This window comes from Gordonia sp. IEGM753 (assembly GCF_050321825.1).
Taxonomy (GTDB): Bacteria; Pseudomonadota; Gammaproteobacteria; order Pseudomonadales; family Pseudomonadaceae; genus Aquipseudomonas.
The window spans coordinates 272,998-288,369 of sequence record NZ_JBNQGB010000006.1 but is presented as its reverse complement, the minus strand read 5'-3'; the positions used below and the strand labels follow the sequence as shown (position 1 = coordinate 288,369).

General features: G+C 59.1%; 16 protein-coding genes. 9 read left to right on the top strand and 7 right to left on the bottom strand.

Annotated features, from left to right (window positions below):
- Window positions 1-151: 151 nt before the first annotated feature.
- The 5 genes from oscA (at window position 152) to ACQR3R_RS25265 (ending at window position 4,242) form a co-directional block, all read left to right on the top strand.
- Window positions 152-334: a sulfur starvation response protein OscA gene (oscA, locus tag ACQR3R_RS25285; RefSeq protein WP_052962923.1), complete on the top strand. Its 183-nt coding sequence runs from the start codon at window positions 152-154 to the stop codon at window positions 332-334.
- A gap of 71 nt (window positions 335-405) precedes the next feature.
- Complete coding sequence (locus ACQR3R_RS25280) at window positions 406-1,419, top strand: sulfate ABC transporter substrate-binding protein (RefSeq protein ID WP_428276548.1); 1,014 nt, start codon at window positions 406-408, stop codon at window positions 1,417-1,419.
- Window positions 1,420-1,544: 125 nt separating this feature from the next.
- Window positions 1,545-2,363: a sulfate ABC transporter permease subunit CysT gene (cysT, locus tag ACQR3R_RS25275; RefSeq protein WP_428276546.1), complete on the top strand. Its 819-nt coding sequence runs from the start codon at window positions 1,545-1,547 to the stop codon at window positions 2,361-2,363.
- 13 nt (window positions 2,364-2,376) lie between these two features.
- Window positions 2,377-3,249, top strand: coding sequence for a sulfate ABC transporter permease subunit CysW (gene cysW, locus ACQR3R_RS25270; protein WP_428276544.1), 873 nt, complete (start codon window positions 2,377-2,379; stop codon window positions 3,247-3,249).
- Between the two features lie 3 nt (window positions 3,250-3,252).
- Window positions 3,253-4,242, top strand: coding sequence for a TOBE-like domain-containing protein (locus ACQR3R_RS25265; RefSeq protein ID WP_428276542.1), 990 nt, complete (start codon window positions 3,253-3,255; stop codon window positions 4,240-4,242).
- A 120-nt stretch (window positions 4,243-4,362) separates the two neighbouring features.
- Here the strand turns inward: ACQR3R_RS25265 and ACQR3R_RS25260 are convergent, their stop codons facing one another.
- Window positions 4,363-4,881, bottom strand: a complete 519-nt coding sequence (locus tag ACQR3R_RS25260) for an Mpo1-like protein (RefSeq protein WP_428276540.1) — start codon at window positions 4,879-4,881, stop codon at window positions 4,363-4,365.
- Between the two features lie 84 nt (window positions 4,882-4,965).
- Here ACQR3R_RS25260 and ACQR3R_RS25255 point away from each other — a divergent pair, with 84 nt between their 5' ends.
- Complete coding sequence (locus ACQR3R_RS25255) at window positions 4,966-5,655, top strand: cyclic nucleotide-binding domain-containing protein (RefSeq protein ID WP_428276538.1); 690 nt, start codon at window positions 4,966-4,968, stop codon at window positions 5,653-5,655.
- On the opposite strand, the gene uraH is transcribed toward ACQR3R_RS25255, so the two are convergent.
- Window positions 5,640-6,050 carry a hydroxyisourate hydrolase gene (gene uraH, locus ACQR3R_RS25250; protein ID WP_428276536.1) on the bottom strand — a complete coding sequence of 137 codons (411 nt, stop codon included), beginning with the start codon at window positions 6,048-6,050 and terminating at the stop codon, window positions 5,640-5,642. The genes ACQR3R_RS25255 and uraH overlap by 16 nt on opposite strands.
- Window positions 6,047-6,547: a heme-binding protein gene (locus tag ACQR3R_RS25245; protein ID WP_428276534.1), complete on the bottom strand. Its 501-nt coding sequence runs from the start codon at window positions 6,545-6,547 to the stop codon at window positions 6,047-6,049. Before ACQR3R_RS25245 ends, uraH begins: the two co-directional genes overlap by 4 nt.
- Before the next feature lie 136 nt (window positions 6,548-6,683).
- Here ACQR3R_RS25245 and ACQR3R_RS25240 point away from each other — a divergent pair, with 136 nt between their 5' ends.
- Entirely contained in the window at window positions 6,684-7,364 is a 681-nt protein-coding gene (locus ACQR3R_RS25240; protein WP_428276532.1) for a heavy metal response regulator transcription factor, read from the top strand.
- Window positions 7,354-8,739 (top strand): heavy metal sensor histidine kinase, encoded by a 1,386-nt coding sequence (locus ACQR3R_RS25235; protein WP_428276530.1) that lies wholly within the window; start codon window positions 7,354-7,356, stop codon window positions 8,737-8,739. The genes ACQR3R_RS25240 and ACQR3R_RS25235 overlap by 11 nt, the downstream gene beginning before the upstream one ends.
- A gap of 123 nt (window positions 8,740-8,862) precedes the next feature.
- Here the strand turns inward: ACQR3R_RS25235 and ACQR3R_RS25230 are convergent, their stop codons facing one another.
- Window positions 8,863-9,867, bottom strand: coding sequence for an AraC family transcriptional regulator ligand-binding domain-containing protein (locus ACQR3R_RS25230; protein WP_428276528.1), 1,005 nt, complete (start codon window positions 9,865-9,867; stop codon window positions 8,863-8,865).
- Window positions 9,868-9,967: 100 nt separating this feature from the next.
- Between ACQR3R_RS25230 and ACQR3R_RS25225 the strand changes: the two genes are divergently transcribed.
- Entirely contained in the window at window positions 9,968-11,041 is a 1,074-nt protein-coding gene (locus ACQR3R_RS25225; RefSeq protein WP_428276526.1) for a fatty acid desaturase, read from the top strand.
- A 114-nt stretch (window positions 11,042-11,155) separates the two neighbouring features.
- Here the strand turns inward: ACQR3R_RS25225 and ACQR3R_RS25220 are convergent, their stop codons facing one another.
- Genes ACQR3R_RS25220 through ACQR3R_RS25210 form a run of 3 tightly spaced genes read right to left on the bottom strand, consistent with a single transcriptional unit; the run spans window position 11,156 to window position 15,191 of the window.
- A complete protein-coding gene (locus ACQR3R_RS25220; RefSeq protein WP_428276524.1) occupies window positions 11,156-12,766 on the bottom strand; it encodes a sulfatase-like hydrolase/transferase in 1,611 nt (536 codons plus the stop codon).
- Window positions 12,767-12,780: 14 nt separating this feature from the next.
- Window positions 12,781-13,596, bottom strand: a complete 816-nt coding sequence (locus ACQR3R_RS25215) for an ATP-binding cassette domain-containing protein (protein WP_428276522.1) — start codon at window positions 13,594-13,596, stop codon at window positions 12,781-12,783.
- A complete protein-coding gene (locus tag ACQR3R_RS25210; protein ID WP_428276520.1) occupies window positions 13,593-15,191 on the bottom strand; it encodes an ABC transporter permease subunit in 1,599 nt (532 codons plus the stop codon). The genes ACQR3R_RS25215 and ACQR3R_RS25210 overlap by 4 nt, the downstream gene beginning before the upstream one ends.
- Window positions 15,192-15,372 lie beyond the last annotated feature (181 nt).

Genomic DNA, 15,372 nt, shown 5'->3' with positions numbered 1-15,372 from the left:
GCAACCCCTTGTCACATCAAATAATGCCTTCTGGTTATATAAACATTCTTAAATAGTCTTTTTAAGAATAACCGCACCTATCTATATTGCTCCCAAGCCGCAAGCAGTGCCGCCCACTGCCAGGCAACCTCTCAGTCGAAGGAGCAGCACCATGAGCGCATCCCTGCGTAGCGTTGACGGTCAAGACGAAGCAACCATCCTGCGTGAAATCCAGAGTGCACTGCGCGACCTGCGTTTTGGTGCAGTGGAAATCACCGTGCACAACGCCCAGGTGGTGCAGATCGAACGCAAGGAAAAATTCCGTTTGCAGAACCCGAACAACAAGCCGAGCTAAGCGTTCGGCAGCCTGTTGCCAGCACACCATAAGAAAAAGCCAACACCATCAGAATTCCAGGAGCTTTCACCATGTCGTCGATTCGTCATTTCGCTTTGGCCGCCCTGGCCAGCGCCCTTTTTGCGGGTTCCGCGGTTGCCAAGGATTACGAGCTGCTTAACGTTTCGTACGACCCGACCCGCGAGCTGTATCAGGACTACAACGCTGAATTCATCAAGTTCTGGCAGAAAGAGCACGCTGGCGACACCGTGAAAATCCAGCAATCGCATGGTGGTTCGGGCAAACAGGGCCGCGCAGTGATCGACGGATTGCGCGCTGATGTTGTGACGTTGGCGCTGGCGGGTGATATCGACGAAATCGCCAAACTGGGCAAGACCCTGCCGACTGACTGGCAGAAGCGTCTGCCGGAGGCGAGCACGCCATATACCTCGACCATCGTGTTCCTGGTGCGCAAGGGCAATCCTAAAGGCATCAAGGATTGGGGTGACCTGGTCAAGAACGACGTCTCGGTTATCACTCCAAATCCAAAAACCTCCGGTGGTGCGCGCTGGAACTTCCTGGCGGCATGGGCCTACGGCCTGAAAGCCAACGGTGGTGACGAAGGCAAGGCTAAAGAATACGTACAAACGCTGTTCAAGCACGTGCCAGTGTTGGACACCGGCGCTCGCGGCTCGACCATCACCTTCGTCAATAACGGTCAGGGCGATGTGTTGCTGGCCTGGGAAAACGAAGCATTCCTGGCGCTGAAAGAGGACGGTGGTGCCGACAAATTCGACATCGTTGTACCTTCGCTGTCGATCCTCGCCGAGCCACCGGTGGCCGTGGTCGACAAGAACGCCGAGAAAAAGGGTAACGAGCAGATCGCCGAAGCGTACCTCAAGCACTTGTACAGCCCGGCGGGTCAGGAGATTGCTGCGAAAAACTTCTACCGTCCGCGTGACAAGGACGTAGCCGCCAAGTACGGGCAGCAGTTCCCGAAACTGGAGCTGGTGACCATCGACAAAGACTTCGGCGGCTGGAAAACTGCCCAACCGAAATTCTTTAATGATGGTGGTGTGTTCGACCAGATTTATTCGGCGCAGTAATCTCACCCTTACCAGCCTGATGTCTGGGCACATGAGATGTGGGAGTGAGCTTTGGTGGTGAGGGGATAAATCCCCTCGCCACAGGGCTCGCTCCCACATTGATGCGTTTTCAACCAAGGACTTTTATGTCGCGTCGTATCTCCCCCGTCATACCCGGCTTCGGGCTGACGCTGGGCTACACCTTGGTGTACCTCAGCCTGATTGTGCTCATACCACTGGCAGCGATGTTCGTGCATGCCGCTCAACTCACCTGGGATCAGTTCTGGGCAATCATCACCGCGCCGCGCGTGTTGGCGGCGTTGAAGCTGAGCTTCGGCACGGCGCTGTACGCCGCGATCATCAACGGCATCATCGGCACGCTGCTCGCCTGGGTGCTGGTGCGCTATACCTTCCCGGGACGCAAGATCATCGACGCGATGATCGACCTGCCGTTCGCGTTGCCCACGGCCGTTGCCGGTATCGCGCTGACCGCGTTGTACACCCCCAACGGGCTGGTGGGTCAGTTTGCGGCGGACCTGGGTTTCAAGATCGCGTATACCCCCCTCGGCATCACGCTGGCGCTGACGTTTGTGACGCTTCCATTCGTGGTACGTACGGTACAGCCAGTATTGGCCGATATCCCGCGTGAAGTCGAAGAGGCGGCCGCGTGCCTTGGCGCCAAACCGTTGCAGGTTTTCCGCTACATTCTGGTGCCCGCGCTGCTGCCAGCATGGCTGACCGGTTTCGCCCTGGCCTTTGCCCGCGGGGTTGGCGAGTACGGCTCGGTGATTTTCATCGCCGGTAATATGCCAATGAAAACCGAGATCCTGCCGTTGCTGATCATGGTCAAACTCGACCAGTACGATTACACCGGCGCCACGTCCATTGGTGTACTGATGCTGGTGGTTTCTTTCGTCCTGTTGCTGCTGATCAACTTGCTGCAACGTCGTATCGAAACCCCATAAGGAGGCGCGAAAAATGTCCCAATCGTCTATTAGCGCCGCTTCCTCGGCCAATGCTGCCCGCCGTGGCAGTGCCAATTCGCGGCGAATCCTGATCGGCCTGTGCTGGTTGGTCTTCGTGCTGTTTTTGGTATTGCCGCTGTTTATCGTTGTGTCCCAGGGTTTGAAAAACGGCCTGGGGGCTTTTTTCACGGCGATTTTTGAACCCGATGCGTTATCGGCGCTGAAACTCACGCTGATTGCAGTGCTGATTTCCGTACCGCTGAACGTGGTATTCGGTGTCAGCGCCGCGTGGTGCGTCAGCAAATACTCGTTCCGTGGCAAGAGCATGTTGGTGACCCTGATCGACTTGCCGTTTTCGGTGTCGCCGGTGATCGCCGGTCTGGTGTATGTACTGATGTTTGGCGCCCAAGGATTTTTCGGGCCCTGGCTGCAGGATCATGACATCCAGATCGTTTTTGCGTTGCCGGGCATCGTACTGGCGACGATTTTCGTCACCGTGCCGTTCGTGGCGCGCGAACTGATACCGCTGATGCAGGAACAAGGCACTCAGGAAGAAGAGGCCGCGCGCTTGCTGGGCGCCAATGGCTGGCAGATGTTCTGGCACGTCACCGTTCCCAATATCAAGTGGGGTTTGATCTATGGCGTCGTGCTGTGTACCGCGCGGGCCATGGGTGAGTTCGGTGCGGTGTCGGTGGTTTCCGGGCACATTCGCGGGGTGACCAACACCTTGCCGTTGCACGTCGAGATCCTCTACAACGAATACAACCACGTGGCCGCGTTCGCTGTAGCGAGCCTGTTGCTGATCATGGCGCTCTTCATCCTGCTGCTTAAGCAGTGGAGCGAAAACCGTATTAACCGCCTGCGCGCCAGCGCCGCGGAGGAATAATTCATGTCGATCGAAGTGCGTAACGTCAGCAAGAATTTCAATGCGTTCAAGGCGCTGGACAACATCAGCCTGGACATCCAGAGCGGTGAACTCGTGGCGCTGCTCGGCCCGTCCGGCTGCGGCAAAACTACGCTGTTACGGATTATCGCCGGCCTGGAAACCCCGGATCAGGGCAGCATCGTGTTCCACGGTGAGGACGTCTCGGGCCATGACGTGCGTGATCGCAACGTCGGTTTTGTGTTCCAGCATTACGCCCTGTTCCGCCACATGACGGTGTTCGACAACGTCGCGTTCGGCCTGCGCATGAAGCCGAAAAACCAGCGCCCGAGCGAAAGCCAGATCGCCGTGAAGGTGCATGAATTGCTGAACATGGTGCAGCTCGACTGGCTGGCCGACCGCTACCCGGAACAACTGTCTGGTGGCCAGCGTCAGCGTATCGCGTTGGCCCGCGCCTTGGCTGTAGAGCCAAAAGTGCTGCTGCTTGACGAACCCTTCGGCGCCCTCGACGCCAAGGTGCGTAAAGAGTTGCGTCGCTGGCTGGCGCGACTGCACGAAGACATCAACCTGACCTCGGTATTCGTGACTCACGACCAGGAAGAGGCGATGGAAGTGGCCGATCGCATCGTGGTCATGAACAAGGGCGTGATTGAGCAAATTGGCTCACCGGGCGACGTTTACGAAAATCCAGCCAGCGATTTTGTGTATCACTTTCTCGGCGATTCAAACCGTCTGCACTTGGGTGAAGACAACCACGTGCTGTTCCGTCCACACGAAGTCTCGCTGTCGCGCCATGAACTGGAAGATCACCACGCAGCCGAAGTGCGTGACATCCGGCCGTTGGGTGCCACGACCCGGGTGACATTGAAGGTCGAAGGTCAGAGCGAGTTGATCGAAGCGGAAGTGGTCAAGGACCATGACAGCCTGACCGGACTGGCGAAGGGCGAAACGTTGTTCTTCAAGCCCAAGGTCTGGCAGAAAGTCGCCAATATCTAGTATCAAAAGCTTCGTCGGAACGCTTTTGCGAGCAAGCCTGCTCCCATATTGGATCAGTGTTGAACACACACTGTGTGGCCAACAAAGCCCTGTGGGAGCGGGCTTGCTCGCGAGGGTGTGCTAGGCCGCCGCACGCTTTGGATTAATTCTCACCCCGCCAACCCGCGCCTCGATCTGCTCTTTGAGGTCATGCCGCATTCCCAGCAAAAACGCCACCTCCGCGACCACGAACAATGGCCCGACGATCAACCCGGTCACGTCGTCGACGAACGCAGGTTTGCGCCCTTCATAGTGATGGCCGACAAACTGGATCGCCCAACCCACCACAAACATGCCAATGCCGCTGGCCAGCCAGACCAGCGTGCTCTGCTGCGCGAGCACATGGCCTGCCCAGGCGCACAATCCCAGCAACGCGGTCATCAACAGTCCAAGACGCAGTTCCAGGCGCAGGTAAAACGCTACCGATGCCAGCGAAGCCAGGACTGCCGGAGACAGCCAGCCGCCGGCCCATTGCGGCCGCGACAACAACACCGCCACTGCAACCACAATCAACGGGATGCCAATGAAGTGGCTGGCGATGTTGCGCGGGTCACGGTGATACGCGGCGTATTGACTGAGATGGTCAACGAGGCTTTTCATTGTTATTCCTCCTGTAGGGTGATTGATCATGAGCCAGGTTCACGTCTAGCTCTGTCAGGCAGGCGACAATGTTTAGGAGTTTTCATGGATATGCAGGTCTGGCGTGCACAGTTGATGAGCGGACAGTGGTTCAGCCATCTACCGGTTCAATTACAGGATAGCTTGCTGTCTGCCGCCAGGCTGCGGCGGTTGGCGCCGGGACAGTCGTTGTTCAAACGCGGTGATGCGCCGTGTGGCCTGTACGCGGTGCTAGAGGGCGCGGTTCGCATCGGCGCGGTGAGTGAGCAGGGCAAAGAAGCGCTGCTTAGCCTGGTTGAGTCGCCGCACTGGTTTGGTGAGATCTGCGTATTCGATGGCCAGCCGCGTACCCATGATGCACTTGGCGTGGGCAACTGCATTTTGCTGCACATCCCGCAAGCAGCGCTGTTGGCATTACTTGATGAACAACCGGTGTACTGGCGGCAACTGGCGTTGCTGATGAGCCAGAAATTGCGCCTGACCTTCATCAATCTGGAGCAACTGAGCCTGATGCCCGCGCCCGCGCGGCTGGCGCACCGCTTGCTAATGATCGCCACGGGCTACGGCGAAATCGATCCGCCGCGCCGTGTATTGCAACTGCCGCAAGAGCAACTGGCAGCAATGCTGTCGCTGTCGCGTCAGACCACTAACCAGATCCTCAAGGATTTCCAGGGCCTGGGCATTCTCGGTCTCAGTTACGGTGAGATCGAGATTCTGGATGTCGAGCGGCTGCGATCGTCCTACGAACCGCGGTAGGTAGAAAACCCGTAAGGGCTCAGCAGCAACGGTATGTGGTAATGCTGATCCGTTTGCTTCACTTCAAAAATCACCGGGATTTCTGGAAAAAACGTCTCGCGCTGGTTCTTCTTGAAATACTCGCCGGTCTTGAACACCACGCGATATTCGCCGGCCTCAAAAGGCTGCTTGGCGGGGAACAATTCAGCGATACGTCCTTGCTCGTTAGTGGTGCCTTGCGCCAGCGGCTGCCAGTTCTGGCCCACGTGTTTTTCCAGGGTGACGTTGATACCCGGTGACGGCAAACCGTTTTCCAGGTTGAGCACGTGCACGCTCAACGGGTTGCCGGCCGCCAACGCCAGGCTCGACAGGCTGCTCAGGGCAAGGGCGGCGATGGTCATGCGTAAATGGGTCATTGCGGTGTTCCTTGATTGGATTTTTCAGTACGCAAGCCGACAGTCCCGGCTGCTTTCGTGGCGCAGTTTTCGTCCTGCTCGGCGCCGCCGGAACCGGCCACGCCCAGCGCACCGACCAGTTCGGTGCCGGCAAACAGCGGCACACCGCCGCCGAGCAACAGCAACTCATCGAGGGTGTTCAGGTTGGCGGCTTCCGGGTTGTTGCGAGCGCGCTCGGCGAACAACCGGGTCGGGGTTTTGCTCGAGAGCGCGGTATAGGCTTTGCGTTGACTGGCCGCGGTGTTGTGCGGGCCGATACCGTCGGCGCGCAGGGTTACCAGCAAATTACCGCCACGGTCGATCACCGAAACGGTACCGGTGCAATTGGCGAGCGTTGCGTCGGCCAGTAATCGTGCAGTGCGCAGGTCGAGATCGGCGTGGCGGGGCAGCTCTACGGCGGCCAGCACGCTGCCGCTCAGGCTGACGGCGAGGCTTGCAGCGAGGATTTTGTTGATCATGGACAGGCTCCAGAAGCGAAGGTCGCCACCTTAACCAGCCGTCCTCGTCAGAACCTCGTCAGTGGGATTACAAGTTTGTAATGGGCAACCGGGCCGAAGGCGCCTAGCCTGTACATCTGAATAATTGAGGTGTGCCATGCGTCTGCTGGTCGTTGAAGATGAAGCCAAAACCGCGAATTTCCTTGCCAAGGGCTTGGGGGAGTCGGGTTTTGCCGTGGATGTGGCGCTCAATGGCCTCGATGGGCGCTACTTCATCGAGCAGCAGGAGTACGACCTGATCATCCTCGATGTGATGCTGCCCGGCCTGAACGGCTGGCAGCTATTGCAGTTGATTCGCCAGCGAGGCGCCACGCCGGTGCTGTTCCTGACCGCCAAGGACGCCATAGAAGACCGTGTGCGCGGGCTCGAACTGGGCGCCGACGACTACCTGCTCAAACCCTTCGCCTTCGCCGAACTACTGGCACGAGTGCGCACCTTGTTACGGCGCGGGCCGATGCGCGAAGCCGAGTCTTACACCATTGCCGACCTCGAAATCGACGTGCTGCGCCGCCGCGTCAGCCGCGGCGGGCAACGCATCAACCTGACCAACAAAGAATTCGCCCTGCTGCAACTGCTTGCCAGTCGCCAGGGCGAAGTCTTGTCGCGCACGCTGATCGCCTCTCAAGTCTGGAACCTGAATTTTGACAGTGACACCAACATGGTCGAAGTCGCGGTGCGGCGTTTGCGCTCCAAAGTGGACGACCCGTACATGCCCAAACTGATTCACACCGTGCGTGGCGTCGGTTACCAACTGGAAGCACCGGACGATGCGGTCTAGGTCCATCGCATGGCGCCTGGCACTGGCGTTTGCGGCGGTGTGTGCATGGGTGTTGAGCGTGATCGGCCTGTATCTCTATCGCTCGCTGGCGGCTGAAATTGCCTTTCGCGATGACATCGCCTTGCTCGGACGACTCGAGCAAGTGCGTGCATTGCTCGCCGACAGCGACAGCCTCGACGCGCTGCAGGCGCGGCCGCGCCTGTATCAGAACATGCTGGGCAATCAGGACAGCCTGTTGCTGGTGACGCGCGCCGACGGTTCGACCGTCATCCGCATCAACCCTCGCCAGCAAATCCTGCCTTCGTTAGCCGCCATTCCCCGTGACCAATCCCCGCAACGCGCTGACGTTTTCACTTGGCAAGCGCCGCAGGGGGCCGCTGTTGCCTTGCTGTCGGGTGAAGCGCAAGGCCCGAATGGCGAAGCGCTGACGGTGGTTGCGGGCAAGGTGTTGGTTGAGCGCGAACAAATGCTCGCCAGTTATCGAATGCGCCTTTATCTCTCGGTCGGTCTCGGTGCGATATTGGCGTTCGCCTTGGGGTTGGTGTTGTTGCGCCGGGGGTTGCGACCGTTGCGCCAACTGAGTGAAGCCGTGCGCGGCATAGACCTGCGCAGCCTCGACCAACGCTTGCCAACGGCGGGTACACCCTCGGAATTGCATGAACCGGTTCAGGCCTTGAACGGCATGCTCGCGAGGCTGGAAGACAGCGTTCAGCGCCTGTCGCAGTTTTCCGCCGATCTGGCCCACGAAATCCGCACGCCGTTGCACAACCTGCTCGGCAGCAACGGCTTGGCATTGAATCAGCCGCGCAGCACCACCGAATATCAGGAAGTACTGGCCTCGAACATGGAAGAGTTCGAACGGCTCAAGCGTATGGCCGAAAACCTGATGTTCCTCGCGCGCGCCGAACAGGCCGAACGGGCGTTGGAGCTGCGTACGCTAGACCTTGAAACCGTCGGCAGCGAACTCTGCGACTATTTCGAAGCCTTGGCCGATGACCGTGACATTCGCCTGGTAAACGGGTTGGCCGGTGAACTGTTGGCCGATCAGCAACTGCTGCAACGCGCCCTCGGTAACCTCTTGGCCAACGCCGTGCGCCATGCCGACAGGGGTTCGACCATCAGCCTGCGTCGACGGGATGAAGCAGGTATTTGCTGGTTGCAGGTGCACAACCTGGGCTCACCCATTGCGCCGCAGCATCTGGGCAAAGTGTTCGACCGGTTTTATCGCGTCGACCCCTCGCGCGCGGAACCTGGGGATTCAGGCGGCTTGGGGCTGGCAATCGTGCGTTCGATCATGGGTTTGCATGGCGGCGAAGTGCGGGTCAGCAGTGAGGCGACCGGAACGGTGTTTGAGTTGGGATTTGCGCTTGGCTGAGAAAATTGGCAAACCTCGTCAACCGCATAATTTTCGCTGGGCAGTCCGCAGTGCTATCACCATTGGCCAGCGATGATGGAACAGTGCAAGTCAGGCATTGAACGTAGCCTCTCGAAACGCTGATTAACGCAACCCGTCCCTGAATTGTCCCGGCGTAATGCCTGTCCAGCGTTTGAAGGCGCGGCTGAAACTGCTGGTGTCAGCAAACCCCAACAAATAACTGACTTCGCTGAGCGAGCATTGCGGGTCTCGCAAGTGCAGCAGCGCCAGGTTTTCGCGGCTTTCGTTAAGCAGTGTGTCAAACCGGCAACCCTCGTCCGCCAAGTGCCGTTGCAGGCTGCGCAAGCTCAGGTGCAAGGCCTGCGCGATGCGCTCTGCCGACGGTTCGCCTTCAGGCAGTTGCTCTTCAATGGCGTCGCGCACTTTGCGTTCCCAGGTCAGCGGCTTGAGTTGCGCGAGCGTGCGTTTGAGCACGGTTTCGTTATGTTCGGCGAGTTCCGGGTTGGCGTCGTCCAGGTGACTGTCAAAATCAACCAGCGAGAACTCCAACCAATCCTCTTTGGCAGAAAAGTACACCGGCGAACGAAAGACTTTATGCCATTGGTGCGGGTCTGCCGGTTCCGGACGGCGCAGGTAAACCGCCAGCGGCGCGTACTCGCGGCCCAGGCGATTGCGGCACGTGCGCACATAAATGGCGGTAAAGGCATCGATGGCTTCGAATGCCGGGGCCGGGTTGCCTGCCGGTATTTTCAGGCGAAAACGATAGCGATCCTCGGTCCGGGTCAGTTCCAGCTCCAGCGCATCGCTGACCACCTGGTGATAACGCACGATGCGCTCGAAGACTTCCCTCAGGCTGGCACTGGCGACCAAGGCGTAACCGAGCGCGTGAAACGTGGTCGGGCTGACAAACCGTGACACCCGCAAACCAATCGCCGGATCACCGCTGACCTGAACCGCCAATTCCCACAGGCGCGTGGTATTGGTCAGCGGATAACGGGCGTTCGGGTCGTCCATCAACTGCGGGTCTAGCCCTGCCTGTCGGCATAGGGCGGTACTGTCCAGGCCCAGCGCATCGAGTTGCTTGCGCAAGGCACGGGTCCAGCTGGCGAGAGAGGTCGGTTCACTCATGCTGATTGGCGCTTCCGGTCAACAGGTTGGCGTTCACGGCTACCACGCTGCGAGGGTTCGCAAGGCAGGATGCAAACATCAATAACCAGAGGATGGAAGCATGGACGGTACTTCTGCAAGCCCTGAGCGACTGAATGCAGCCCAGCGATCAGCACATATTCGCGAAGTGGTGTTGGCCAAGGGTGTGGAACTGCGTAAACGCTACCCGATTCTTAATCATCAGGACGCCTTGGGCGCAGGTATCCTGGCGTTTGCGCTGGCCGGCATGATCGGTTCGGCAGCGCTTTACATCACCGGGCATATGGCGTGGTGGGCCTGCCTGTTGCTCAACGCGTTCTTCGCCTCGTTAACGCATGAGCTGGAGCACGACCTGATCCACAGCATGTACTTTCGCAAACAGCGGCTGCCGCACAACGTGATGATGGGACTGGTGTGGCTGGCGCGACCGAGCACCATCAATCCATGGATTCGCCGGCACCTGCACCTCAATCATCACAAGGTATCGGGCACTGAAGCCGACATGGAAGAGCGCGCCATCACCAATGGCGAGCCGTGGGGTTTCGCGCGGTTGCTGATGGTGGGTGACAACGTGATGTCGGCGTTCATCCGCATGCTGCGCGCCAAAACCTGGGCACACAAATTCAGCATCATCAAACGTAGCCTGAAGGTGTACGCGCCACTGGCGCTGGTGCATTGGGGCGCGTGGTATGTGTTTTTGGGCTTTCATGCGGCTAACGGTATGGCCTATTTGATGGGCACAACCGTCGAATGGTCCGCGACCACACTGTCGGTGATGCAGGTGATCGATATCGCGGCGGTGGTGATTATCGGCCCGAACGTGCTGCGCACGTTTTGCCTGCACTTTGTCAGCTCCAACATGCACTACTACGGCGACGTGGAGCCGGGCAATGTGATCCAGCAAACTCAAGTACTGAACCCTTGGTGGATGTGGCCGCTGCAGGCCTTTTGTTTCAACTTCGGCAGCAGCCACGGGGTTCATCACTTTGTGGTGAAGGAACCCTTTTACATCCGCCAGATGACGGTGCCGGTGGCGCACAGAGTGATGCGCGAAATGGGCGTTCGCTTTAATGATTTCGGGACGTTTGGGCGGGCGAACCGGTTTGTGCGCAAGGATGAAGTGGCAGGGGAAGCGGCGCGTACCGTCAGCGCTTGATTCGTTATGCGTGAGGAGCGCTGCGCGGGCAAGCCCACTCCCACAGGGTTGTGTGTTCAACACTTATCCACTGTGGGAGCAAGCCTGCTCGCGAAAACCCCAGGTCAGGCATCTTTAATCCGGCTGAAACGGTGACTCGCTGAGGATCACCCCGGTTTCATCCACATAGCGCTGCCAATGCTCGATCAGCCCATTGAGTTTTTCAGGTTGGCTCAGCGCCAGGTCATGAATTTCCCCGGGGTCACTGCTCAAATCATAGAGCTGCCAGGTTGCCGGCCCCACCGGCCCCGGAATATAAACGGCTTTCCATTGGCCCTGACGAATCGCCCTTCGACCAAACAACTCCCACCCGGTCACCGTGTGTTCGTCATGTACTTGCGCCGTCTCGCCTGACAGAAAACCGAGCCACGATTTACCGCGAACCGGCGCCACGGGTTTACCGTGCCAGTGGTTGCCCGGATGCCGCACGCCGGCCAGGTCGAGAATCGTCGGCGTGATGTCCATCACCGTGCCAAACCCGTGGCTGATCTGACCGTTGAGTGGTAGCTGCGGGTAATGCACCAGCGCCGGCACGCGGATGCCGCCCTCGGTGGTGAAGGCCTTGAACAGCCGCGACGGCGCGGTGGCTGTTTGCGCCCAGTTCGGGCCATACCAAACGTAAGAGTTGGCGCGGCCGATGTTGTCCAGGCTGTTGTCGTAGTGCTGATTAAGGTACGTCAGCAACTCTGGACCGAACTTGGGAAACGCTTCCAGCAACGCGCCTTCGGCACCGTTATCGGACATGAACACGATGAAGGTATTGTCCAGTTGTCCTTGCTGGCGCAAGTAATCCACGACACGCCCGATGTTCCAGTCCATGCGTTCGACCATCGCTGCGTAGACCTCCATCGCGCGCGCCGAAATCTGCCGTTGTTCATCACTCAACGCGTCCCATTGCGCGCTCAGCTGAATCAGCGGATGCGGCTCGACATCAGCGTCGATCAACCCTAGGGATTTAAGTTTTTCCAGGCGTTCCAGCCGCAGCACTTCGGGGCCCGCGTCGTAACGGCCACGGTACTTTTCGACCACGTCTGCGGGTGCCTGCAGCGGCCAGTGCGGTGCCGAGAACGGCAGGTAGGCGAAGAACGGCCGGCTCTGATCACGCTCCTTCAGGTATTGCAGCAACTTGTCGCCGAAGGCATCGGAGGAATAAAAATCCTTGGGTAACTCGTCGATGAATTTATCGTCTTCGATGTACAGCGCCGGGGTCGATTTCAACAGGCCTGGGGTTTGTGCATCGTAGGTCGGCTCAAAACCGTAGTGGTTGGCGGCGCCCGGCAGCAGCGAAAACGAACGCTCGAAGCCACGCGCATGTGGTGCCAGTTCAGCGGTCAGGCCCAAGTGCCATTTGCCGCTCATCAATGTTTGGTAACCGGCCTCGCGCAACAGCTCGGGCAACGCCACAACCCGGTCATTGAGGTAGCCTTCGTACCCCGGTTTGCCGATCAGGTCCGGGGTCAGGGCCTCGGCCATGGTGCCGATACCGGCGATATGGTGGTCGGTGCCGGTCAGCAACATCGAACGGGTGGGCGAGCAGGTCGGCGCAGTATGGAAATCGGTCAGGCGCAGGCCATTGTTGGCCAGCGCATCGAGGTTCGGCGTGGCGATTTCACCGCCGAACGCACCGATGTCGGAGAACCCCAGGTCATCGGCCAGGATCACTAGAAAATTGGGACGTTGCGGCATCAGGAATCCCCTGTTCAGCAGGCAATGAAGGACAGCGGCAGATCGCGGATCTGCGCCGGCACGGTGGGTTGGTAATGATCGTCGCTGGTGAGCTCGTGAAGCAGTTCTTCACGCAGTTGATGGAAGTCGAAACTGCTGCGCTGACGTGGATGAGGCAAGGCAACATCAACCACTTGCTTGATGCGTCCCGGCCGCGGCTCCATCACCACTACGCGGTCGGCCAGAAAAATGGCTTCTTCGACATCGTGAGTCACCAGAATCGTGGTGATCTTTGCCCGCGCGCGAATGGCCAACAGCTCATCCTGCATTTGCTGGCGGGTCAGTGCATCGAGGGCACCGAAGGGTTCGTCGAGCAACAGAATTCGTGGGCTCGCCACCAGGCCACGCGCGATTGCCACCCGCTGCGCCATGCCGCCGGAGAGCTGGTGCGGATAGGCTCGGGTGAAGTCGGTGAGGCCCACCAATTCGATAAAATCACTCACCCGTTTTTGTTTTTGCGCGGTGCTCAATGGCTCGTTGATCAGGCCCAGGCCGATGTTGTCGGCCACGGTCAGCCAGGGGAACAAACGGTGTTCCTGAAACACGATGCCACGCTCGCCGCCGATGCCGGTGACCGCTTTGCCATCGACGGTTATCTGCCCGCGAAACTGCGTATCCAGTCCCACCAACAACCGCAGCAAGGTTGATTTACCACAGCCGCTGGAACCGACGATGGCGACGAATTCGCCCTCTGCGATGTCCAGGTTGAATTCACGTATGGCCTCCAGCTGAAAGCCGTCGACGTCGAAGGATTTACCCACGTGGTTGAAACTGACAATCGGTGCGTTCATGCGTGTCTCCAGCGTGTGGCGCGGATTTCGAGGCGTTGGCCAATGAGGTTAAGCAGCGCGCCGGTCAGGCCCACCAGCAGCATGCCGGCCATGATCAGGTCCATGCGCAGCAGTTGTTGTGCGCCAATCATCTGGCTGCCGATGCCGCCGTTGGACGGCATGAAATACTCGGCGCCGATGGTCCCGAGCCAGGCATAGATAAGGCTCAGCCGCAGGCCTGCGAAAATTCCCGGTGCGGCCCCCGGCAGCACCAATCGACGCAGGCGCTGACCCAGGCTCAGGCGCAGTACTTGAGCGGCCTCGTTGAGCTGCGGCGAGAGGTTGGCGACGCTGCGTTGGGTGGCAATGAACAACGGAAAAAACGCTGCCAGGCCGACGAATACCCACTTGGCTAATTCACCCAGGCCGAACCACGCGGTCAGCAATGGCACCCAGGCAAAAATGGCGATCTGGCGGATGGCTGCAAGCGTCGGCCCCAGTACGCGTTCGCTGGTGCGTGACAGTCCCAGCAATAATCCCAGCGCGAACCCCAGGCCACCTCCCAGCAACAAACCGCCAAGCGTGCGCCCAAGACTCAGGGCCATGCCACCGATCAGCGTGCCATCGAGCAGGCCGTTCCAGGCAGTGGCGAGCACCGCTAGCGGACTGACCAGGATGCTGGCGTCGACCCACTGCTGATCCGTGGTCAATTGCCATAACGCCAATAACCCCAGGGGCAGCAGCCACGGTTGCACGCGTTGCCAGCCTTCATATCGCGGCCCGCGCCGAATTTCCGCTGTCGCCGGGTGTGGCCAGTGCACCAGTTTTTTGTCGAGCAAACCGATGCCGCGATCCATCGCTACGCCGATCACGCCGATGACCACGATGCACACAAAAACAATGTCGAGCATGAACAACTGCCGCGCCCACACCATCAGGTAACCAATGCCTTCACTGGAGGCCAAGAGTTCGACCGCCAACAGCGAAGTCCAACCGGCGGCCAGCGCCAGGCGCACACCGGCCATGAACGCCGGCAGCGCTGCGGGCAACACCAGGCGGCGAATCAGCAGGTGCGATGGCAGGCGTAACACGGCGGCAGCTTCACGCAGTTTGGGCTGCGCATCGCGCACACCCACCAGCGTGTGCAACGTTACCGGCACCACAATGGCTTTGATCAGTACCACCAGTTTCAGCACTTCACCGATGCCGAAAAACACCATGAACAACGGGATCCAGGCCAGCGTCGGAACTTGTGCCAGGCCAGCGAACGTAGGAAATACCAAGCGCTCCAGCCGTTTACTAAAGCCCAGCGCCGCGCCTAATAAGGCGCCTGCGCCAATCCCGGCAAGCAAGCCCCAAAACAGGCGCTGCAGACTGATCCACAAGTGGCCCCATAGTTCGCCTTGCGCCAGCTCCAAAGCGCTACTCCAGACCAGCGAAGGCGCCGGCAGGATTTGCTCGCTCATCCATTGATTGCGGCTGGCCAGCCACCACAGCGCGAACAGGCTCAGAGGCAGCAGCCAGGGCAGTAACCGATGGCTCAGTTGTGGCCAGCGCCGTTTGCCGTGAAGCGGCGATGACGGCAGCGGCAGGCTGAGAGGCGATACACGGGCCATAAGATTGACCTCCGTTGTCGGGTATGCAAATTCGATCTATAAAAATTCAAATCAATGCTATTGAGAGATAAGCCAAGCCATTTAAGGCTTACAGGCCACACGCATCCAATGCATTCGAAGAATATTTTTGATGCTTGTTATGCATACCTGTCCAAGACGCCCATCGTTGCTTGCTTAGGTC

Bases quoted from the DNA above. Each gene is read 5' to 3' on its own strand.
- ACQR3R_RS25260 (WP_428276540.1), bottom strand. From the start codon at position 4,881: ATGAAAAGCCTCGTTGACCATCTCAGTCAATACGCCGCGTATCACCGT.
- ACQR3R_RS25230 (WP_428276528.1), bottom strand. From the start codon at position 9,867: ATGAGTGAACCGACCTCTCTCGCCAGCTGGACCCGTGCCTTGCGCAAG.
- ACQR3R_RS25245 (WP_428276534.1), bottom strand. From the start codon at position 6,547: ATGATCAACAAAATCCTCGCTGCAAGCCTCGCCGTCAGCCTGAGCGGC.
- ACQR3R_RS25225 (WP_428276526.1), top strand. From the start codon at position 9,968: ATGGACGGTACTTCTGCAAGCCCTGAGCGACTGAATGCAGCCCAGCGA.
- ACQR3R_RS25220 (WP_428276524.1), bottom strand. From the start codon at position 12,766: ATGCCGCAACGTCCCAATTTTCTAGTGATCCTGGCCGATGACCTGGGG.
- uraH (WP_428276536.1), bottom strand. From the start codon at position 6,050: ATGACCCATTTACGCATGACCATCGCCGCCCTTGCCCTGAGCAGCCTG.
- ACQR3R_RS25215 (WP_428276522.1), bottom strand. From the start codon at position 13,596: ATGAACGCACCGATTGTCAGTTTCAACCACGTGGGTAAATCCTTCGAC.
- ACQR3R_RS25255 (WP_428276538.1), top strand. From the start codon at position 4,966: ATGGATATGCAGGTCTGGCGTGCACAGTTGATGAGCGGACAGTGGTTC.
- oscA (WP_052962923.1), top strand. From the start codon at position 152: ATGAGCGCATCCCTGCGTAGCGTTGACGGTCAAGACGAAGCAACCATC.
- ACQR3R_RS25240 (WP_428276532.1), top strand. From the start codon at position 6,684: ATGCGTCTGCTGGTCGTTGAAGATGAAGCCAAAACCGCGAATTTCCTT.
- ACQR3R_RS25210 (WP_428276520.1), bottom strand. From the start codon at position 15,191: ATGGCCCGTGTATCGCCTCTCAGCCTGCCGCTGCCGTCATCGCCGCTT.
- ACQR3R_RS25235 (WP_428276530.1), top strand. From the start codon at position 7,354: ATGCGGTCTAGGTCCATCGCATGGCGCCTGGCACTGGCGTTTGCGGCG.
- cysW (WP_428276544.1), top strand. From the start codon at position 2,377: ATGTCCCAATCGTCTATTAGCGCCGCTTCCTCGGCCAATGCTGCCCGC.
- ACQR3R_RS25265 (WP_428276542.1), top strand. From the start codon at position 3,253: ATGTCGATCGAAGTGCGTAACGTCAGCAAGAATTTCAATGCGTTCAAG.
- cysT (WP_428276546.1), top strand. From the start codon at position 1,545: ATGTCGCGTCGTATCTCCCCCGTCATACCCGGCTTCGGGCTGACGCTG.
- ACQR3R_RS25280 (WP_428276548.1), top strand. From the start codon at position 406: ATGTCGTCGATTCGTCATTTCGCTTTGGCCGCCCTGGCCAGCGCCCTT.